Consider the following 19,289-nt stretch of genomic DNA (forward strand, 5'->3'; position numbering starts at 1 on the left):
GAAGGTACAGTTCGGATTGTTCTTAAACATCAACAAGGGCTAATGTAAGAGACAACTCAGTACATCTCGTTGGAGATAAGCTTAATAATTAACTACTCATATATTTAATATTCCTAATATTAAAGCTTAATTTGTATATAATACTATACTGTAAAGCTATGGCAGACAAACCCCAGATCTTACTTCACCGCATCTCTAAAGTAGAAGAGGAAATATTTACGGCCTACAGAAAGTTTAAATCTCTGATCTACAATGAGAACTACTCATTACCTATTCGTCTGCAATTAGCTGGATACGAATCTGCAGATATCGATAATAAGCTGAACGCTCTTGCTAAGCAAATATTATTACGGGACGACAAATACTTTGAGCAGTTAATTGGGGAGATTAAGTTCATAGCATACCCTAAACAACTCCAGGGTGAGACACCGGCCAACTTCAAGGGCGTATTCTTTACAAACCAAAGGAGTAGTGGTAGCTATGAGTGCTCCCGCCTGACATGCTTCATCGACTGCCCTATCGAGATTCATCTACTCTCTGTTCTGTGGGTAATGCGCATAGGACACGTACTGGATGGTGAGCTGTCAGATGCATGTTATGCAAACAGACTGCATCGTAACATGGACAATGATATTTATAATAAGGGCATTAAGCTGTTCAAAAAATACCATGAGAGATACACCGATTGGAGGAACAACACGATCCAGAAAGCTAAGCGTATGCACACAGAGGGGATGGATACCGCGATTCTGAACCTCGATATAAAGGACTTTTATCATTCTGTTGACTTTGACCTAAATGAGGAGATTCAGGTAAAGAAGCGATCGGATAAATGGCTGAACCATCAATTGTCAAAAATACATGCTGCCTATCTGAAAGTCTTGATAGATGCTAATGTTTTGGGAAATGATAGAAAAATATTGCCGATAGGCTTAGTTTCCTCTAGTATTCTTGCAAATTACTACTTCAAAGATTTTGATACACAGGTAGAAGAACTTGTAAATCCACTATTCTATGGGCGTTACGTGGATGATATTATGCTTGTGTTTAAGTCTCCGGCTAATATCACAAAAGAGGCTGATCCTGTTGCATCATTCATTGACAGGTGTATTGCCAAGCCTTTAGAAAGAAGTGATGTATTGCAGCTAAGAAGAGAGGAAAAAACAGCTAATGAAGGGGAACAAAACACATCAATTGATTATGATTTCAAGATAGATTATAAGGGTAATACACTTATCTTCCAGCAATCGAAGGTAAAACTGTTTAATTTCCTGAAAGATGAACCTATAAGCCTTCTAGAGGAATTTGAGGAAAACATCAGGAAGAACAGCAGTGAGTTTAGATTGTTGCCAGAGGAAGACAGCTTGATAGATTCTTTTGATAAGGCATCATCACACATAAGTTACTCTGATTCCATAAATAAGGTGCGTTCGATCGAAGGCTTCAGGTATGATAAGCTTCAGGCATCCAGGCACCTCTCTTTGCTCATAAGTGCCTCTAAAAACACGCAAGCCCTTGAAGGCGGAAAGATTGAGCAGGTTTGTAAGAACCTTGAGGATTTCTTTAAAGGGTTGAATAGTATCGAACTTAACGGTATGTGGGAGAAGATCTTTGCTTTCTACATAATCAACAAGAGGTATGATAAGGTAATTGCTTTTACAAAATATTTGCTGGATGAAATTGTAAAGGTTAAGTATTCCACTTCAAGACTAAACTATGCTAATAATGATGACGATATAACAGAGTGGTTAAGGGTTGATTTGATCCAGCAACTGTTCAACAGCCTGTCAATGGCTGCCACGCTGAATCTTTCTGCTTTTGAAAGTAAAGTTATAGAGCATTTGCACAAGGATTTCAAGGAGCATACAGGCTTTGCTGCTGGCACTCTTAAAGATCATCTGGAGGCAATTAAACAGAACGCTGAGCAGCTAATCCATTCCAATTTGCTTAGGCATAATTATATATCATTTCCTCTACTTAACTATTGTGTTTTTAATAGGCCTAAAGTTGATAAGGTTGATCGGCTAAACTATATTGACAACAATAGTATTAAGGGTAAGACACTAAAGCTTGCTACAGAGGATAATTTGAAAATCAGGTATTCACCCCGATTTATTCATTTTCATGAAGTATGCTTGTTCTATGCACTCGCCAAACACTATGGCACAGCAGAGGATAAAAGCGGAGCAGCATTAAATGTAGAATACCTCCTGCTAAATCATACTACTCAGGATGAACTTGAAGGCTTTCCTGACTCCCCTGCTAATGCTCCAGAACTGCCAGCTGACCCGGACGTTATACAGAACGAATTCAACGAAGACCATTATAGCCTAATTATAGACAAGTTTTTAGCGGAATATCCTACCTACTTCTCAAATGACCCTAAGCACAGTAAGGATGATAACAAGCTGAATAATGCCGACTTTAAACTTATAAAACTTGGGAACAGACCAGGTAAGAAGAAAGTAAAGGTTGCAATGGCGAACATGAAAGTTGATGCCAAGAACTCAATACGCTCCTTCCTTGGCACCCCTAACTTAAGCTTCGACAGGTATTTAGATCTTTGTCACATGCTTAACGAAGCTGCTCGAACAAAGTGTGACATTGTGGTCTTTCCTGAGATATCGATTCCTTTCGCATGGCTTGGAAACATAACGGACTATGTAAGGCGGAACAATATCGCCCTTATCTGTGGTGTGGAGCATGTAGCAGATCTTGATGGGGTTGTGTACAACTATGTGGTAACAATACTTCCGTTTAAGCATAAAGTATACAGGAATGCATTCGTTGACTTACGCCTGAAGCGGGACTATTCTCATTCTGAAGAAAAGCTAATCAATGGGCACGTTGGATTTTCAGTTCCCCCGAGTATAGATAGAAATAAGCACAAACTTAGAGTTTATGACTGGAACGGGCTTATGTTTAGTGTCTTCAATTGTTTTGAGTTTGCAGATATCACGAAGAGAGCTACCCTCAAAGGAAACGTGGACTTTGTAATTGCGGTTGAACACAACAGGGACACGAACTACTTCTCCAACATTTTAGAGTCCTCCTCCAGGGATATTCACGCTTATGTTATCCAAGTAAACGACTCATCCTGGGGAGACAGCAGAATCTCACAGCCCTCTGCTACTGCCACAAAGGATCTTGTAAGAATTAAGGGAGGTGAGCACGTTCAAATCGTTACCGGAGAAATTGATATTGAAGGACTGCGTGAGTTTCAAATGAAGAACTTTTCGCTTCAGGAAGACTCTAAAACCTTTAAATCAACTCCTCCAGGGTTCAAAGTTCACGATAATAGAAAGCTTTGGTAAAAGGCTCTTTGCGAAGAAGTAAATGAATTAAAGGCACAGTCGATATGTTTAAACAGCTAGCCGTTGTAAATGGGGATAATGTAAACCGGTATGGCTACCGGTTTACTATTGGAGCATTAGAAGATAGTATGTTCCAAAAATCTTTAACAGGGGTTCCCTCTCTATTAGGTCATGATAGCCACAAACCAATTGGCTGGAATTTTCCTCTAGGATTATACTTTGAGCCCCATTCGACAAGACTGGTTGCATTATATTTGCTTACTGATACTGATGAAGATCAAGAATATATTAATAGAGTCTATCAAAATGAATTGATTAGAAGAAACCAGGAGCTTTGTAAACCATTTTTAGATGAGTTCTCGAAGCTGTTGTCCCCTTATACTAACGATACTGGTCATTACATTTATTGCGGTTGTGTTTCCTATCATGAAAAAGGAATACTTTACAGGCTTTATCCTGAACTACATACCCTCAAGGACAAAGACGGCCTAGTATACTTAGATCAGCTCCTTGAGAGCTTTGAATATTTAGGTCAGGGTATTTTCAAGTGTAAGAAGAGTGAGATTGCAATCTTTTGTCATTCTTTTTTCCGAAGAAACCTCTCTCGTCACAACAACTTCCATTACCATTTTTTGGACCAGTTTATCCGGCTCAATGATACCCCAGATATAACTTTAAGAGTAGCCCTGGATGATGACCTAATAGGTTATTCCAGTACCTTTAATGAGCAAATTGAACTTGAATATTGGTGGGGTCCCAAATACAATGACAATATTGACGAAATTCCTTTAGGTGTGACTCATTACGAATGCGATAAAGGTCAACGGACTTTTTCCGGTGTTTCCGGAACACAATTCTGGTGGAAGGGTGATGAGGAAAGTATGATTCTTGAGCTTGAAGAGCTTAAAGATAACCCTACCCTAGGAGTAAGCGCGGAGATGTATGGATGTAGATACATTCACTCGATATATCTAAAAGATACATTTTACTTTGATCATTTTGATGGAGCAGTTAGAATGTATGAGGAAGACCAAATGCTTCAACGTCTTGAACAGCCAATCAACAAGGCGGGTAAAAATACGGATTACACCAAGCTGTTCAGAATAGATGGTAAACTAAGTATATCAACCTGGAAATCTTTAACTACTCATTATTTCCAAGATAATCCATTGCTATATGAGTATTTTGGTCATAAGGAGGAATATCGAAAATTGAGAGAAAATTTTGATATTCCTCTTCAAACAAAGGGTGTAGTAGAATCTTTAGTCCCTTATAAACTTAAGCGAGAAGAAGGCATAAGGTTGTTTGTTTCATATCATAAACCCTCCCCTGTAACTTTAGATTTTGAAAGGACAATAATTAACCCTGATACTATCACCAGCAAAAACGGTAAGATAGATATTATTGAGTTTGATGCACTAGAAGTGAAAAAGGCGTTGAATAGATTAGGAGAAGATCTGACAATTCCAGATGGGTTGGCATTGATCAAATGCCATGACGCTTACATTAATTATCCCACAATTTTACACTCTCCAAATAACGTAGAAGAGAACTTGGGATTAACCCTTCAGGCATACTACTTACTATTAAAATCTATTTGTAAAAGGGCTGATAAGTATGTTTCTTTCACGCTTGCATGGCCATTCGAAGACAAGGAAGCAAAGCTATCAATATACGGTCATGTAGCAGAGATCGTGGAATGGTTAAAAGTAAATCAGCATATACCCTTAAAGCATAGCGATTTCCGAGTATGGCTTGAGAATCAGAACAAATGGCTCTCAGGTAGATACTCCTGTCAGTCAAACAAGCCGGATCTTTTCGAATTAGTAAATGGCGATGGGGTTATTTATGTTAAGAGAAGAAGCATCAATCCTGACTGGGTCCAAGACATTACAAATGATGAAAATGGATTAAAATACAAACTTGAAATACCGGAAGATAATAGAGACCTACTTGAGGCAATACAGAAAAATGATATTCACCTTGCCTTTTCTACTATAGTTTCGAAAGCGCGATGCGGTAAAACTAGTGGGGATTATTTTACCAGCACCACATCAAAATACCTTGATAATGATGTCTACGTAGTGCTTGAAGAATGTTCCTTAGCTGGAGCGTTTTGGACAGACAAACCTTAAATTGCTAAAATAGGGTGCTAGCCTTACAGCTTGAGGATATAAGCTTCTCCTACAACGCCGTCAAAACTTCACTTTATAACAAAACAAGATAATTACATTTTTGAAATCATTGGGGAAGTTATCTACCGCTAACGTGTCTCATAAGGAAATAGCCTTAACGAGCAAAACAAGGTAATCAAAGTGCAAGTATATGTATAAAATGATGTACTTTTATTTCAAAAAGTTTGTAAAAACAAATCTTACTGCTTTTTATTCAATCTAAACTTTTCTACTAAAGAAAGCCCCTTTTCATTCTCCCATGAGGTTGGCTCAATTAACCTTCTAATATCAATTCGTAAAGCTTTAGCTATATGGTATAAATCCTGAAGTTTTGGCTGATGCACATTCCTACACCACCTGGATACAGTATCTTTTGATACACCGATCAACTCAGCAAGATCCTTTTGATCCAAATCAAATTCATCTAAAACGATACTGATTCTATTAAATCTTATTTTTTTCATGCTTCTGTATACCTAGAAGCAAATATAATTATCTATAACAATTTGAAAATCAATACTATATAGACATTGAATGTATATAAATAGACACTTAATGTATATTAATATTGTTTGTTTGTCTATTATTTATTACATTTGAGTAAGTATTAAATATTTACGTTTAGTTAGCTATTACAAGACGACTATTGTATAAATAAAGATTGTAACTGCATTACATATCTAATAAGGTGTGCATTGCTTACGAAGCCTCGCCGCGAAATCTGGTAAATTTCAACTCCGCGAGTGTAAGTGAAGCGCCTAAACTCTATATTTGTGATATAGGGCTGGCGCTCGCTTATGTTTTTGTGGAGAACTATTCAATAGAATAGTGGGCTTTACCAGAGCCTCGCGACAAAGACAGGCGGGTGTCCAGCCTTTTATATTTCTGGTACTTTCCCTAATGGCTTCGGTTGATAAACTAATTATAGATTTCAACGATGGAAGCGAACCTATTCTTAATTTCCTGCCGCACTAATCAAACACTACTAATAGTGAAATGGTACTACTTTGGTTCATGCTTTCTATTTCAAGTGCTGTCATTACTTTTCAACCTAGACTGGATCCTCCTCATCTCACCCCCTGAGTGAGTTGCCTCTTCCCCTACCGCTCCATTTAACACAGACTGTAGCTACTAGTCAGGAGCGGTCGTCCCATTTTACACTATACCTTCAGCAGCTCTTTTCCGGAAGCAGCAAGGGAAACTTTTGTCCATTAACCAAGCTAAACCCATGGAAACAACAAAGGCAAAAACGATTACTTGCACCACCCCGCAATGTATCATTCAGCACTTCTGCCAGTCCTATACCTTCGAGGAGGTGCAGGAAGCACTGTGGCACAGCCAGCACCCCCATCTTTTGGCTACATTTAACGAACTCGACCCGCTGCATACAGACAAACTCACGGTCTTCTATGAAAACATTGAAATTCTTCTTTCGGCTGTATACCAGCTACCTGACCTGCCGCCCCCACGGCAGGAAGAGGAAGCTACCATGACCCTTTACTTTGCAAGAGACCAGCGCCATGTGTAAACACGCCACCTACAGCTGGGCGCTACTGATCTGCCCACCCGAGTGAGTGGAAGCTAACACCCCACCGCCGATAGGGCTGCATTGCAAAGTTTTTTGCAAGCGGCCATTCCTTTGTTTTATCTAAATTTTCACCTGTATGAAACCATCTAAATGGCTTCCCGGGCTCCTCATGCCCATTTTGTTCTTACTATTTATCCTGCTGTTGCAGTTATTACCAGGCTTCCTTATTCAGATGGCGCGCGCCCAGTCCGTCCCTGCTACGGGCCAAAGCCTGGCTGTCGGGCAGCCCGTGCCAGACGTGCACCTGGAAGAGCTCATAAACTACTCGGCACCAACAGCCAGGCTCTCAGACTTCAAAGGCAAATTGCTCATCCTGGACTTCTGGGCCACCTGGTGCGGAACCTGCAAGGCCGCCATGCCCAAGCTCGATGCCATCCAGCGTGAGTTCGAAGGCCAGGTGCAGGTGCTGCTGGTTAACTCAGGTTCCAACAAGGACACCGAAGAAAAGGTAAAGGCATACTTCGAGCGCTGGCGCCACCCTGACGGAAGATGCTACGCCCTGCCCTCCGTAGTGAACGACACTATACTGGGCAACCTCTTCCCGCACCGCCTCATCCCGCACGTGGCCTGGATTGGCCCCGACGGCACGCTGCTGGCTACTACCGGCACCGACCAGGTAACCCCGGAGAACGTGCGCCAGATGCTGGCTAGGGAGCGGCCGGCGCTGCCCCAGAAAAAAGATATCGACGTTTCGCGCCCCCTCTTCACGATGGAGGAGCTACCCGCCGGGAACATGCTTCGTTACAGCATTCTGCTGAAAGGGAAAGTAAGCGGCCTGCCCAGTGGCAACCGCATCCGCCAGCAGGGGGATACTGTGAACGGTGCCGCACTAACCAACACGCCCCTGCTCACGATGTACCGTATCGTGCAGCGGGCACTGTACCCGGAGCTTGGGGCGAAAGGCCTGCGCGTGGAAGTAAGTGACAGCGCGGCCCTTTATCCTGAGCTATCTCCCCTCTCCGATACAGACTGGAAGGCAAGACACTTTTACTCTTATGACCTGGTCGTGCCTTCGCACCAGGCTGACAGCCTGTTCCACTACATGCTGGGCGACCTGAACACCTTCTCCGGTTACTACGCTACGCTGGAGCAGCGGCGCATGGATTGCCTGGTGCTCGTGCGAAAAGGCAAAGCGCTGCCTGCCTCACAGGGCGGTGCTCCTACTAACCAGCTTTTCCGGGAGAAGCAGCCCTTCCTGCGCAATATGCCCCTCTCGGCGCTGGTCAGCCGCCTCAACAATCATAGCGGTATCACATTGCAAGTTGTAGACGGTACCGGTTACAACGGACTGGTGGACATCGAATTATCAGAGGGCGTTGGAGACTTGCCTGCCCTCAGGCGAGAGCTGCAGCGACAGGGACTGGACCTGCGGCAGGCACGACGCAGAGTGCCCGTGTTTGTGATCCGAGAGAAGCCTGGCGTACCACAGCAAGCTAAAAGATAAGCCTGGGAAACCAGGGGCGGCCGGGTTCGCTATAGCTGGGCGGAACGGCGGCGCCAGGGGTTAGTTTTGTTTAGTTTAAGGTTAGAGAATAGTTACCCTGTGCGCTACCTGGGAACCTACTGATCTGTGGTTCCTGCCGGTCGCCCCAATCTCCCTAAACAACCTGAATCAATCCATCACTTAAAAAATAAACTACATGAAAAGTACCTTACTCTTTCTTTCCCTGCTGCTCCTACCCCTCTGGGGGCTGGCCCAGCAGGCTGTGCGGGGCAGGATTCTCTCCGCTGCCGACCAGTCGCCCCTGCCTGGGGCCACCGTGCTGGTGAAAGGCACCGAACAGGGCACCACGGCCGATGCAGACGGCTACTTTACCCTGCAGGCGGTACCGGCCGGAGCTACACTGCAGGCGCACTTCCTGGGCTATACGCCTCGTGAAGAAGCACTGCCTGCTCCCCTGCCGCAATTGCTGGTTATTTCCCTTACCGAGCAGACGAGCCAGTTAGGAGAAGTAGTGGTATCCACCGGGTACCAGGACCTGCCGCAGGAACGCGCCACCGGCTCCTTTGCCCATGTTAGTAGCGAACAGCTCCAGCAGCAGGTAGGCACCGACGTTCTCAGCCGTCTGGAGGCAGTTGCCAGCGGTCTTACGGTGGACCGGGGCACGAGTTCCCAAGGCCAGTTCCTGGTGCGTGGCCTGAGTACTATCCAGGGGCCACGCGAGCCGCTCATCGTGGTGGACAATTTCCCCTACGAGGGAGACCTGCGCAATATCAACCCGAATGACGTGGAAAGCGTCACCATCCTCAAGGATGCGGCAGCGGCCTCCATCTGGGGTGCCCGCGCTGGCAACGGCGTTATTGTGATTACCACCCGAAAAGGTCGCTTCAATCAGCCTCTGCGCGCCGAGTTTAACACCAACGTCACGTTCACTGGAAAACCGAATCTATTCTCACTCCCGCAACTCTCTAGCTCCGACTATATCGACTTGGAGCGGTCTCTCTTTGAGAAGGGGCACTACAACAGCCAGATCAACTCCGCGAGCCGGCCGGCACTTACGCCCGCCGTGGAGATCCTGTTGGCCCAACGCAACGGCACCCTCACTGAAGAGGAGGCACAAACCCAGCTCAATGCCCTGCGTTCCCGTGACGTACGCAAGGATTACCTGCAACACATGTATCGCACCTCTGTGAATCAGCAATACAGCTTGGGCCTGCAGGGCGGCACAGACGCACATGCCTGGCGCCTGTCAGGCGGCTATGATCGCAACCTGAGCGTACTGGACGCAGGCTACAAGCGCCTGAACCTGGCCATGCAGCACACGCTACGCCCCCTCAAGAACCTGGAACTGACCAGTGGGCTGCGCTACACCCAGAGCCAGAGTACCAGCGGGCGCCCCGCCTACGGAGACATCACCTCCCAGTCAGGCAACCTCTACCCTTATGCCCGTTTTGCTGATGACAACGGCAATCCGCTGCCGCTGCCCCGGGACTACCGCCAATCATGGAAGGAGACGGCCGGTGATGGCAGGCTGTTGGACTGGAACTATTACCCACTCACAGAGCACCTGCACAACCGCAGCGTGGACTACCTGCATGACCTGGTCGGCCACGGTAGCCTGCGTTATACCTTACCTTTCGGTCTGGAAGCCAGCCTACGCTACCAGTACCAGCGCCAGCAGGCCCGGGGTGAGCGCCTGCAGGACCCGGAAAGCTATGGCGCCCGCAGCATCGTGAACCGCTATACCCAAATTAACCCCACCACCGGCGCTTTGACTTTCATTGTACCCCGGGGCGGCATCCTGGACCTGTCTGATGACCTGGTGGAAGCGCATAACGCACGTGGCCAGTTTAACTTCGATAAAACCATTGGGGAGCACACCATTGTGGCCCTGGCCGGCGGGGAGGTACGTGACACCCGCGCCACAGGCAATAGCAACCGTCGCTACGGCTACAACCCGGACCTGCTCACCTTTGGGCAGGTGGACTATGTGAACCTTTACCCCTCCATCGTCAACGGCTCGCTCTCAAATATCCCCGACAACAGCGGCCAGTACGCAAGACTTACGCGATTCGTGTCGATGTTCGGGAATGCAGCCTATACCTACAAACAACGCTATACACTTACAGGCAGCGCCCGCCAGGATGCCTCCAACCTGTTTGGCGTAAAAGCTAACGACCGCTGGAAACCGCTTTGGTCCGCTGGCATGGGTTGGGAGCTGTCACGGGAGCCATTCTTCCAGTTGGAACAGATGCCCTACCTCAAGCTGCGTGCTACCTATGGCTACAGCGGCAACGTGGACCAGCGCCTGGCCGCCGTTACAACCATTGCCTATCGCTTGGCCCTCTCGGCACAGACGCAGGCCCCCTGGGCCACTTTTGATAACTTTGCCAACCCCGAACTGCGATGGGAAACGGCTCGCATGCTTAACCTGGGCTTGGACTTCCGGCTCCTCCGTGACGCGCTTTCCGGCAGCGTGGAGTACTACCGCAAAAAAGGCACTGACCTGTTCGGACGGGAATCGATCGACTACACCAGCGGCATCGGCTGGGAAACCGTGAAGAACGTGGCCAGCATGGAAGGCAGCGGGGTGGATGTGCGCCTGCAGGGCGTGCACTTGCGCCGGGGCGGCTTCCACTGGGAAAGCGACCTGAATTTTAACTACTATGCAGACAAGGTTACCGCCTACCACCTTTCAGAGCTGCGGGGAAGCCGCTTCATTAGCGGCGGCACCACCATATCAGGCGTTGAAGGTCGGCCGGTCTATGCCATTTTCTCCTATCCCTGGGCTGGCCTGAGCCCGCAGACAGGCGACCCGCAGGGCTATCTGGAGGGGCAGGTGAGCACAGACTACACCGCCCTGCTCGGGCCGGACGTGCTTGTTTCAGATTTAGTTTATCACGGCTCTGCCCTACCGACTTATTTCGGTTCGCTGGGCAGCACACTGACTTACAAACGCTTTTCCCTCACGGCCCGCCTGAGTTATAAATTAGGTTATTTCTTCCGCCGGGAGTCAGTCAATTACGGCAACCTTTATAGCACTGGGTTGGCCCATGCCGACTATGCGGCCCGCTGGCAGCAACCGGGGGACGAAGCAAGCACCTACGTACCCTCCCAGATTTACCCAGCCATCGGCAACCGCGACACGTTTTATGCCGGTTCAGGGGTACTCGTGGAGAGCGGAGACCATGTGCGGCTACAGTACCTGACGGCCAGCTACGAACTTTCTGCCACCGAAGGAAGCAAACTACCCTTTAGGCGGCTTCAGGTCTATGCCAACGCCCAGAACCTGGGCCTGTTATGGACAGCGAATAAACTGGGCATTGACCCGGACTACAACCTGAGCCGTTATACCATTCCTCCTGCCCGCAGCTATGCCTTAGGCCTGAAGGCTTTCTTTTAACCAAACGCTAATTTAAAATGAGTCAAAACATGAAACGCCAACTCAAACATATGCTGTGCTTGCTACTGCTGTTTGCCGCCACGGGCTGTGAGAGCTTTTTGGACGAGAAGCCGGATAATGCCCTGGTCGTGCCCGCCACGCTACAGGACCTGGAGGCCCTGCTCGATGACCACAGCGTGATAGCCAACAATTACCCCAGTATGGCAGAAATAAGCGCCGATAATTATTACCTGACCGATGTCGATTGGGCCGGTCTGCCAGAGGAAGAGTACCGACGCGCCTACATCTGGGAGAAGGACCGTGTGTTCCTTCCGCGCCGCAACGACTGGTACTATGCGTATCGGTCTGTGTACTCGGCCAATACCGTACTGGAAACAGTTGAAAAGATTCATCGGACTCCGGCAGAGGCCGCACGATGGGACAATGTGAAAGGACAGGCGCTGTTTGTCAGGGGCTCGTCTTTCCTGCAGGCGGCCCTGCTCTGGGCACCGGTGTACCGGGAAGGCACTGCTGCAACAGATATGGGTATTCCGCTGCGCTTGGGTACTGACTTTAACGAACCCTCTGTGAGGGCAAGTGTCGAACAGTCTTTTCAGCGCATCATCCTAGACCTGAAAGCGGCAGTACCGCTGCTGCCGGTCACCCCGGTGCACGTGATTCGCCCTTCCCGTTCCGCGGCTTACGGCCTGCTGGCACGCACTTACCTGTACATGGGCAACTACCCCCTGGCCGAGGTTTACGCTGACTCTGCCCTGCAACTAAACGCCACATTGATGAACTACAGCAGCCTAAACGCAGCGGCGTCTTTTCCCATTGCACGCTTCAACCCAGAGGTTGTTCAGCACAGCCTGCTCATGTCTCTGAACCCGAGCCTGGCCGTCAGCCGCGCCCGTATCGTACCAGAGCTTTATGACAGCTATGCCGACGACGACCTGCGCAAAACAGTTTTCTTTCGCAACAACGGTGACGGCTCTTTTGCCTTCAAGGGAAGCTACAGCAACTCGGGTCTCTTCGGGGGTATCGCCACTGACGAGCTATACCTGACCCGGGCAGAGGCCAGGGCCCGGCAGGGAAAAGTCCCGGAGGCTCTTGACGATTTAAACGCGCTGCTGATCACCCGCTGGAAGGATGGCACCTTTGTACCCCTCACGGCCGGCGACCAAGCAGAGGCTTTGGAGATCGTTTTGCAGGAACGGCGCAAGGAGCTTGTCATGCGGGGCCTGCGGTGGATGGACCTTAAACGCTTCAACCGCGATGGGGCAGGTATTACAATCAACCGCACAATAAACGGCCAAGAGTATACCATGCCGCCCCACGACCCTCGCTATGCCCTGCCTATCCCCGAAGATGTGATAGAGCTTTCCGGAATGCAACAGAACCCGCGTTAGGCCAGTTTTTATACAGCGCGAATAGTAGCACAAAAAGGCTGCCGATAGAATCGGCAGCCTTTTACAGTCATGAAAAAGTAATGTTAGTTGCGTCGGGTATCGGCGTCATCGGCCGCGTCTTCCGGGGTTTTGCCCGACAGCCACGTTTCGATGGATGTATTGATCATCACCGAGCATGGGAGGGTGCCTTCCTCACAGCCCTCTACTTCTTCTGGGTTCTGAACCACTGCCCAATGCTCCGGCTTGTTAGCCTGGGACAGATCGTTTCCAGTGAAGCGGTACAGCGTTGCAACAGTCTCCTCAGCTGGAACTGGCTCCGCTGGGTTGGTAAAGGCTACAGCTGCCACAGCCACCACCATTACGGCTAAACTAAAGATGTATTTCTTCATAATGTAGAATGCTTTTGTAAATCAAAAAGCAAGCGAAAAACTTTGGTTTTACACATTTTGCTTGCCTACTCTATTTGCAGGTTTTCGGCTCCTCCTGCCCGGACATAAAAGTTCCTTGCCTCTCGCACCCGGCCTGTTTTTTTGCTCTCTTCCATTCACCTCCTTTCCGTTTGGTATAGTGCTAAGGTAGAGAGTCCTCCCATGAAACTTTCTGTTCCAGAACAGGGAAACAGGCTATTTTAAAACAACAAGAAGGATGTAAAATCGTAGCATGCAGGCTGCTGATCATTTTATAGGAAAGCCGGTAAATTGGCTTAGTTAAGCAGTTAAAGAGAGATAATGGCTTGGATCAGTATCCTAAGCCATGTATCTCATAACTACCCATTGACATCTTCCTACTCTTGATAAGTATAATTCCATACTTTTAGCCACTAATTTTTATTATCTGTCTTCTGAAGAATACAATGCTTCAGGTAATGAAACAGCTTTCTCAATTGCATTTCCATCTCCAAAAACCTATATTTACATATCTTTATACTACCTGAAAACATGCTTAATAAAAAGGTCCTCTCCGAACGCGACATCTGCACGAAGTTCATTACGCCCTCTCTTGCAGTGGCTGGCTGGGATATTCAAAAGCAGGTTCGTGAGGAGTGGCCTTTTACGGATGGCAGAATAATCGTAAGAGGCAGCAAGTATACGCGTGGACAGCGTAAGCGCGCTGACTACGTGCTCTTCTACAAGTCCACTATGATCGCGGTAATAGAAGCCAAGGACAACAACCACTCTGTTGGCCATGGCATGCAACAGGCAAAAGACTATGCCGAGATTCTGGACATTCCTTTTGTTTACAGCACCAATGGAGATAGTTTTATAGAGTTTGACAGAACACTCTCAGAAGGTATAGTAGAAAAAGAACTCAACCTAACCGAATTTCCCACACCCGAACAGCTTTGGCAGCGATACGCCCTGTCTAAAGGCCTCTCTCCTCAACAACAGGAGGTCATTAAGCAGGAGAACCATACGGATGAAACTGACCAGACTCCACGCTATTACCAGCAGGTTGCCATTAACCGCACTATAGAAGCAGCAGCCAGAGGAGAAAGGCGCATGTTGCTCGTTATGGCTACGGGTACAGGCAAAACCTATACGGCCTTTCAAATCATCTGGCGCCTCTGGAAAACCAAGACAGTGAAGCGGGTGCTATTCCTGGCTGACCGAAACATATTGGTAGACCAGACCAAAACAGGCGACTTCCGTCCTTTCGGTTCAGACATCATGACTAAGATCGAGAAGCGGCAGATTGATAAGTCTTATCAAATTTACTTCGCGCTATACCAGGGCTTAACAGGGACTGATGAAGACAAGAACATTTTCAGACAGTTCTCGCCCGATTTCTTTGATATGGTGGTGGTAGACGAGTGCCACCGTGGCAGCGCCAAAGAAGAATCTGCCTGGCGGGAAGTACTGACTTATTTCGATTCAGCCATTCACCTGGGTATGACGGCCACTCCAAAAGAAACCAAGGACACATCCAATATCCATTATTTCGGTGAGGCGATCTATACCTACTCTTTAAAACAAGGTATAGACGATGGCTTCCTGGCTCCTTACAAAGTGGTGCGTGTGAGCCTAAACGTAGACGAAGGATATAGACCTGAAAAAGGCAAGCGCGATAAGTATGGGCACGAAGTAGAAGATCGTGAGTATAACATTCGAGATTTTGACCGCAATCTGGTGATAGACCAGCGTACCCAAAAAATTGCGAAGAAAATAACGGAGTACTTGAGGCAGACCGACCGCATGGCCAAAACCATTGTGTTCTGTGTAGATACAGAACATGCCGAACGCATGAGACAGGCTCTGGTCAACGAAAACAGCGACATGCTGCATAAGCACCCGAAGTATGTAGTGCGCATTACAGGCGACGATGAAATAGGTAAAAAGGAGCTGTATAACTTCTCTTCAGTGATAGAGAAGGAGCCTGTTATTGCCACATCTTCAAAGCTCCTAACAACAGGCGTAGACACCAAAATGGTGAAGTTGATCGTGCTGGAGTCAGGTATACAGTCCATGACGGAGTTTAAGCAAATCATTGGCCGGGGCACTCGACTGCGTGAAGATGACGGCAAGGTATATTTTACGATTCTGGACTTCAGGCAAGTGACCAAGCTATTTGCTGATCCTAATTTTGATGGTGATCCAGTGATGATTTACGAAGCTGGTGAAGACGATTCGCCTGTACCTCCTACTGATAAAGGTGGCGAGGGAAAAGATGAGCCAGGTAGCAAACCTATACCTGGAGAAAAGGAAGATGACGATGAACAAGGTGGTACTGGATCTGACAAGCCCAAGAAGTATTACATCAACGATGTAACGGTAAAGGTGATCAACGAGCGGGTACAGTACTATGGTGCAGATGGCAAGCTGATCACAGAATCGTTGAAAGACTATTCCCGCAGCAAAATTCTAAGTGAGTATACCTCACTCGATGATTTCTTGATGAAGTGGAAAGCTAGCGACCGCAAAGAAGCCATTGTAAATGAATTGGCTGAAAAAGGTGTGCTATTCGAAGAACTGCAGCAGGAGATTGGAAAAGAAATGGATGCTTTTGACCTTGTGGCGCACATTGCATTCGACCGTCCTCCCCTCACCCGCAAAGAAAGAGCGGAACAGGTGAATAAACGAAACTACTTTGAGAAGTATGGCGCTGGTGCCCGTGAGGTGCTGCAAACCTTGCTGGATAAGTATGCTGATGAAGGTATAAGCTCTCTTGAAAACAACTCTGTGCTGACAGTGAAGCCGCTGAATCAATTTGGTACTCCAATCGAGATTGTGAAACGATTTGGGAAAAAGGCAGATTTTGAGAAAGCTATAAACGAACTTGAGCAGGAGCTTTATAAAACAGCATAGAAATGGAAGAAATAATTGAGCAAGAGCTGCAACAGGCTTATCTCAAATTAGTTCGTGACACAAACTTTGACAGATTAGAATTAGCGCTGAACGAGCCTAATATATTTTCTATCCTCTCCATTGAGCATATGGAAATAAGACATTCAAACTTTCTGGGCTGGTTATTGAACCCAAGAGAAAGCCATGGTTTAAACGATCTGTTTCTAAAGCGCTTTTTGAGAGAGATTTTTTCTGATGAAAAGGTCAACGGTATAAGTGCACTCCATGCAGAGTCACTTAATTTTCAGAAAGTAGAAATACTTAGAGAATGGAAGAGCATTGACCTGCTTTTGAAGTTTCCTGAAATTGTCATCTGTATTGAGAACAAGGTTCATTCAAAGGATCACTCAAACCAACTTGCCAGGTATAAAGAGATCGTTAGAGAAGAGTTTCCAGAACCAGAGTTTAAGAATGTATTCATATACTTAACTCCCTATGGTGATGCCAGCTCTCAGGAGCAGGAATCATATGCATTTTTTTCCTATCAAATCATCATTGACATTCTTGACAGAATTTTGGAAGTCTACAAAGAACTTATTCCTGCTCAATCCATCATTTACATAAGAGATTATATAAAATCGCTCAAACGAAACTTAATGGCTACCGATACTACTAATGACTTGGCTAAAGAGATATACAGAAATCACCAGAAGTTGCTTGATTTTATATTTGAGAATAAGCCGGATTACATGGATGATTTTTCTAAAATGATTGAGCAGTTTCTTTTGGAAAATGGCTATCTAATAGGGTCTAAAGGAAAAGGTATAGTAAGGTTTATCAGTAAAGAGCTAAAAGCGATTGTCCCAGCATATTCAGAATCAAACGGCTGGACCGAGAAAGAGGCATTCATGTTTGAGCTGGATTTCCGAAACAAGAAGAAACTCATGTTCAAAGCCACAGGAGCCCCTGCCCCATCAAACCCGATTTACAAAAACAGACTGGCTGAGATACTGAAAGGTCTAGAAGGAGCGAGAAAAACAACAGAAATCTGGCAGGTTTTCATATCCGAGGAAACTTCTCTGGAATTGAAAAAGCTCGCCTTAGAAGATCCTGAAAAACTTAAAACAAGGCTTGAGGGGTTTTGGAAAAAAATATTACCTCTTATTCAAAGAGTAGAGAGTACTATGCTTTCGCATAAAGAAGAGCTATTAGCTCTAAAAAAAGAAGTACAGGTTAAAAGACGCTTAGATTTATTTTAAATGAGTAACCTTTCAGGTATAATTAAATCCATCCGCGACATCATGCGCCAGGATGCAGGAGTAGACGGAGATGCACAGCGTATCTCCCAGATGGTTTGGATGCTTTTTTTGAAAGTTTTCAGCAACAAGGAGGAAGAGTGGGAACTGACCATTGACAACTATAAATCGCCAATACCTGCCAAGCTGCAATGGAGTAACTGGGCTGCCGACGAGGAAGGTATGACTGGCGACGAGCTGCTCGACTTCGTGAACAACGAACTGTTCGAGACGCTGAAAAATCTGGATGTAGCACCGAAGACCGACCCGCAGGGCTGGATCGTGAAGCAGGTGTTTGAGGATACCTATAACTACATGAAGAGCGGCACGCTGATCAGGCAGGTGATTAACAAAATCAACCAGATTGACTTTAACTCTTCCTCGGACCGCCATCTGTTCAACGACATTTACGAGAACATGCTCAAGGAACTGCAAAGCGCTGGCTCCTCGGGCGAGTACTATACCCCGCGTGCCGTTACGCAGTTTATGGTAGACATGACGGCTCCGCAGATGGGTGAAAGTGTGCTTGACCCAGCCTGCGGAACGGGTGGTTTCCTGACCTGTGCCATTGAACATGTCCGCACCCAGCTGAGCAACCCCAGTGACATACAGACGCTGCAGGAGAGCTTTCAGGGGGTAGAGAAAAAGCCGCTGCCGCACATGCTGGCTACTACTAACCTGATGCTGCACGGCATGGATGTGCCGGTGATTCGCCACGATAACCTGTTGGTGCGTTCTTACGACAGCTGGGGGCCGAAAGACCAGGTAGATATTATCCTGAGCAACCCACCTTTCGGGGGGACCGAAGAAGAAGGCACCGACGCCAATTTCCCACCTAAGTTCAAGACCAAGGAAACAGCCGACCTGTTTATGGCCCTTATCATGCGCCTGCTCAAAGACAACGGACGCGCCGCCGTGGTACTACCCGACGGTACGCTGTTTGGCGAGGGCGTGAAAACGCGCATTAAGGAAGAGTTGCTGAGCAAGTGCAACCTGCATACCATCGTGCGCCTGCCCAATGGTGTGTTTAACCCTTACACCAGCATTAAAACCAACCTGTTGTTCTTCACCAAAGGCCAGCCTACCAAAGAGATGTGGTACTTTGAGCACCCTTACCCTACCGGGCAGAAAAGCTACAACAAGGGCAAACCGATCAACATAAAGGAGTTTGATCTGGAAAAAACTTGGTGGAACAACCGCGAGGAGAACGAGTATGCTTGGCGCGTGCCAGTGGAGGAGATCGTAGCCCGCAACTATAACCTCGACATCAAGAACCCGCATGCCCCGGAAACGGCTCTCGGTGATCCAAACGAGCTACTGGCCCAACTGCAGCAAACAGCACAGCGCGTGAAGGCGCTGCAGCAGGACATTGTAAACGCATTAGAAGAATCCCTATTAAGCTAAG

The 19,289-nt window shown here is 47.1% G+C and carries 11 protein-coding genes; 9 read left to right on the plus strand and 2 right to left on the minus strand.

Annotated features, from left to right (window positions below; all coding sequences use genetic code 11):
- Positions 1-158: 158 nt before the first annotated feature.
- Together H9Q13_RS16595 and H9Q13_RS16600 are read left to right on the plus strand one after the other, a co-directional pair.
- Positions 159-3,314 (plus strand): reverse transcriptase domain-containing protein, encoded by a 3,156-nt coding sequence (locus tag H9Q13_RS16595; protein WP_191184936.1) that lies wholly within the window; start codon positions 159-161, stop codon positions 3,312-3,314.
- Between the two features lie 44 nt (positions 3,315-3,358).
- Positions 3,359-5,449, plus strand: a complete 2,091-nt coding sequence (locus H9Q13_RS16600; RefSeq protein WP_191184937.1) for a hypothetical protein — start codon at positions 3,359-3,361, stop codon at positions 5,447-5,449.
- Between the two features lie 239 nt (positions 5,450-5,688).
- On the opposite strand, the gene H9Q13_RS16605 is transcribed toward H9Q13_RS16600, so the two are convergent.
- Complete coding sequence (locus tag H9Q13_RS16605) at positions 5,689-5,952, minus strand: helix-turn-helix transcriptional regulator (RefSeq protein WP_191184938.1); 264 nt, start codon at positions 5,950-5,952, stop codon at positions 5,689-5,691.
- A 764-nt stretch (positions 5,953-6,716) separates the two neighbouring features.
- Between H9Q13_RS16605 and H9Q13_RS16610 the strand changes: the two genes are divergently transcribed.
- From H9Q13_RS16610 to H9Q13_RS16625, 4 genes are all read left to right on the plus strand, one after another.
- Positions 6,717-7,016: a hypothetical protein gene (locus H9Q13_RS16610; protein ID WP_191184939.1), complete on the plus strand. Its 300-nt coding sequence runs from the start codon at positions 6,717-6,719 to the stop codon at positions 7,014-7,016.
- Between the two features lie 136 nt (positions 7,017-7,152).
- Positions 7,153-8,520, plus strand: coding sequence for a redoxin domain-containing protein (locus H9Q13_RS16615; protein ID WP_224744357.1), 1,368 nt, complete (start codon positions 7,153-7,155; stop codon positions 8,518-8,520).
- 196 nt (positions 8,521-8,716) lie between these two features.
- Positions 8,717-11,920 carry a SusC/RagA family TonB-linked outer membrane protein gene (locus H9Q13_RS16620; protein WP_191184940.1) on the plus strand — a complete coding sequence of 1,068 codons (3,204 nt, stop codon included), beginning with the start codon at positions 8,717-8,719 and terminating at the stop codon, positions 11,918-11,920.
- Positions 11,921-11,949: 29 nt separating this feature from the next.
- Positions 11,950-13,308: a RagB/SusD family nutrient uptake outer membrane protein gene (locus H9Q13_RS16625; protein ID WP_191184941.1), complete on the plus strand. Its 1,359-nt coding sequence runs from the start codon at positions 11,950-11,952 to the stop codon at positions 13,306-13,308.
- An 83-nt stretch (positions 13,309-13,391) separates the two neighbouring features.
- On the opposite strand, the gene H9Q13_RS16630 is transcribed toward H9Q13_RS16625, so the two are convergent.
- Entirely contained in the window at positions 13,392-13,697 is a 306-nt protein-coding gene (locus H9Q13_RS16630; protein WP_191184942.1) for a hypothetical protein, read from the minus strand.
- A 549-nt stretch (positions 13,698-14,246) separates the two neighbouring features.
- Here H9Q13_RS16630 and hsdR point away from each other — a divergent pair.
- Genes hsdR through H9Q13_RS16645 form a run of 3 tightly spaced genes read left to right on the plus strand, consistent with a single transcriptional unit; the run spans position 14,247 to position 19,288 of the window.
- Positions 14,247-16,610 carry an EcoAI/FtnUII family type I restriction enzme subunit R gene (gene hsdR / locus H9Q13_RS16635; RefSeq protein ID WP_191184943.1) on the plus strand — a complete coding sequence of 788 codons (2,364 nt, stop codon included), beginning with the start codon at positions 14,247-14,249 and terminating at the stop codon, positions 16,608-16,610.
- A 2-nt stretch (positions 16,611-16,612) separates the two neighbouring features.
- Positions 16,613-17,848 carry a PDDEXK-like family protein gene (locus tag H9Q13_RS16640; RefSeq protein WP_191184944.1) on the plus strand — a complete coding sequence of 412 codons (1,236 nt, stop codon included), beginning with the start codon at positions 16,613-16,615 and terminating at the stop codon, positions 17,846-17,848.
- Positions 17,849-19,288 carry a type I restriction-modification system subunit M gene (locus H9Q13_RS16645; RefSeq protein ID WP_191184945.1) on the plus strand — a complete coding sequence of 480 codons (1,440 nt, stop codon included), beginning with the start codon at positions 17,849-17,851 and terminating at the stop codon, positions 19,286-19,288.
- The last annotated feature ends 1 nt before the right edge of the window (position 19,289 follow it).

The sequence above is a fragment of the Pontibacter aquaedesilientis genome, from assembly GCF_014773225.1.
In the GTDB taxonomy this organism is placed as follows: domain Bacteria; phylum Bacteroidota; class Bacteroidia; order Cytophagales; family Hymenobacteraceae; genus Pontibacter; species Pontibacter aquaedesilientis.

Excerpts from the sequence above, each read along its gene's own strand:
- H9Q13_RS16595 (WP_191184936.1), top strand. The coding sequence starts at position 159 with ATGGCAGACAAACCCCAGATCTTACTTCACCGCATCTCTAAAGTAGAA.
- H9Q13_RS16600 (WP_191184937.1), top strand. The coding sequence starts at position 3,359 with ATGTTTAAACAGCTAGCCGTTGTAAATGGGGATAATGTAAACCGGTAT.
- H9Q13_RS16605 (WP_191184938.1), bottom strand. The coding sequence starts at position 5,952 with ATGAAAAAAATAAGATTTAATAGAATCAGTATCGTTTTAGATGAATTT.
- H9Q13_RS16610 (WP_191184939.1), top strand. The coding sequence starts at position 6,717 with ATGGAAACAACAAAGGCAAAAACGATTACTTGCACCACCCCGCAATGT.
- H9Q13_RS16615 (WP_224744357.1), top strand. The coding sequence starts at position 7,153 with ATGAAACCATCTAAATGGCTTCCCGGGCTCCTCATGCCCATTTTGTTC.
- H9Q13_RS16620 (WP_191184940.1), top strand. The coding sequence starts at position 8,717 with ATGAAAAGTACCTTACTCTTTCTTTCCCTGCTGCTCCTACCCCTCTGG.
- H9Q13_RS16625 (WP_191184941.1), top strand. The coding sequence starts at position 11,950 with ATGAAACGCCAACTCAAACATATGCTGTGCTTGCTACTGCTGTTTGCC.
- H9Q13_RS16630 (WP_191184942.1), bottom strand. The coding sequence starts at position 13,697 with ATGAAGAAATACATCTTTAGTTTAGCCGTAATGGTGGTGGCTGTGGCA.
- hsdR (WP_191184943.1), top strand. The coding sequence starts at position 14,247 with ATGCTTAATAAAAAGGTCCTCTCCGAACGCGACATCTGCACGAAGTTC.
- H9Q13_RS16640 (WP_191184944.1), top strand. The coding sequence starts at position 16,613 with ATGGAAGAAATAATTGAGCAAGAGCTGCAACAGGCTTATCTCAAATTA.
- H9Q13_RS16645 (WP_191184945.1), top strand. The coding sequence starts at position 17,849 with ATGAGTAACCTTTCAGGTATAATTAAATCCATCCGCGACATCATGCGC.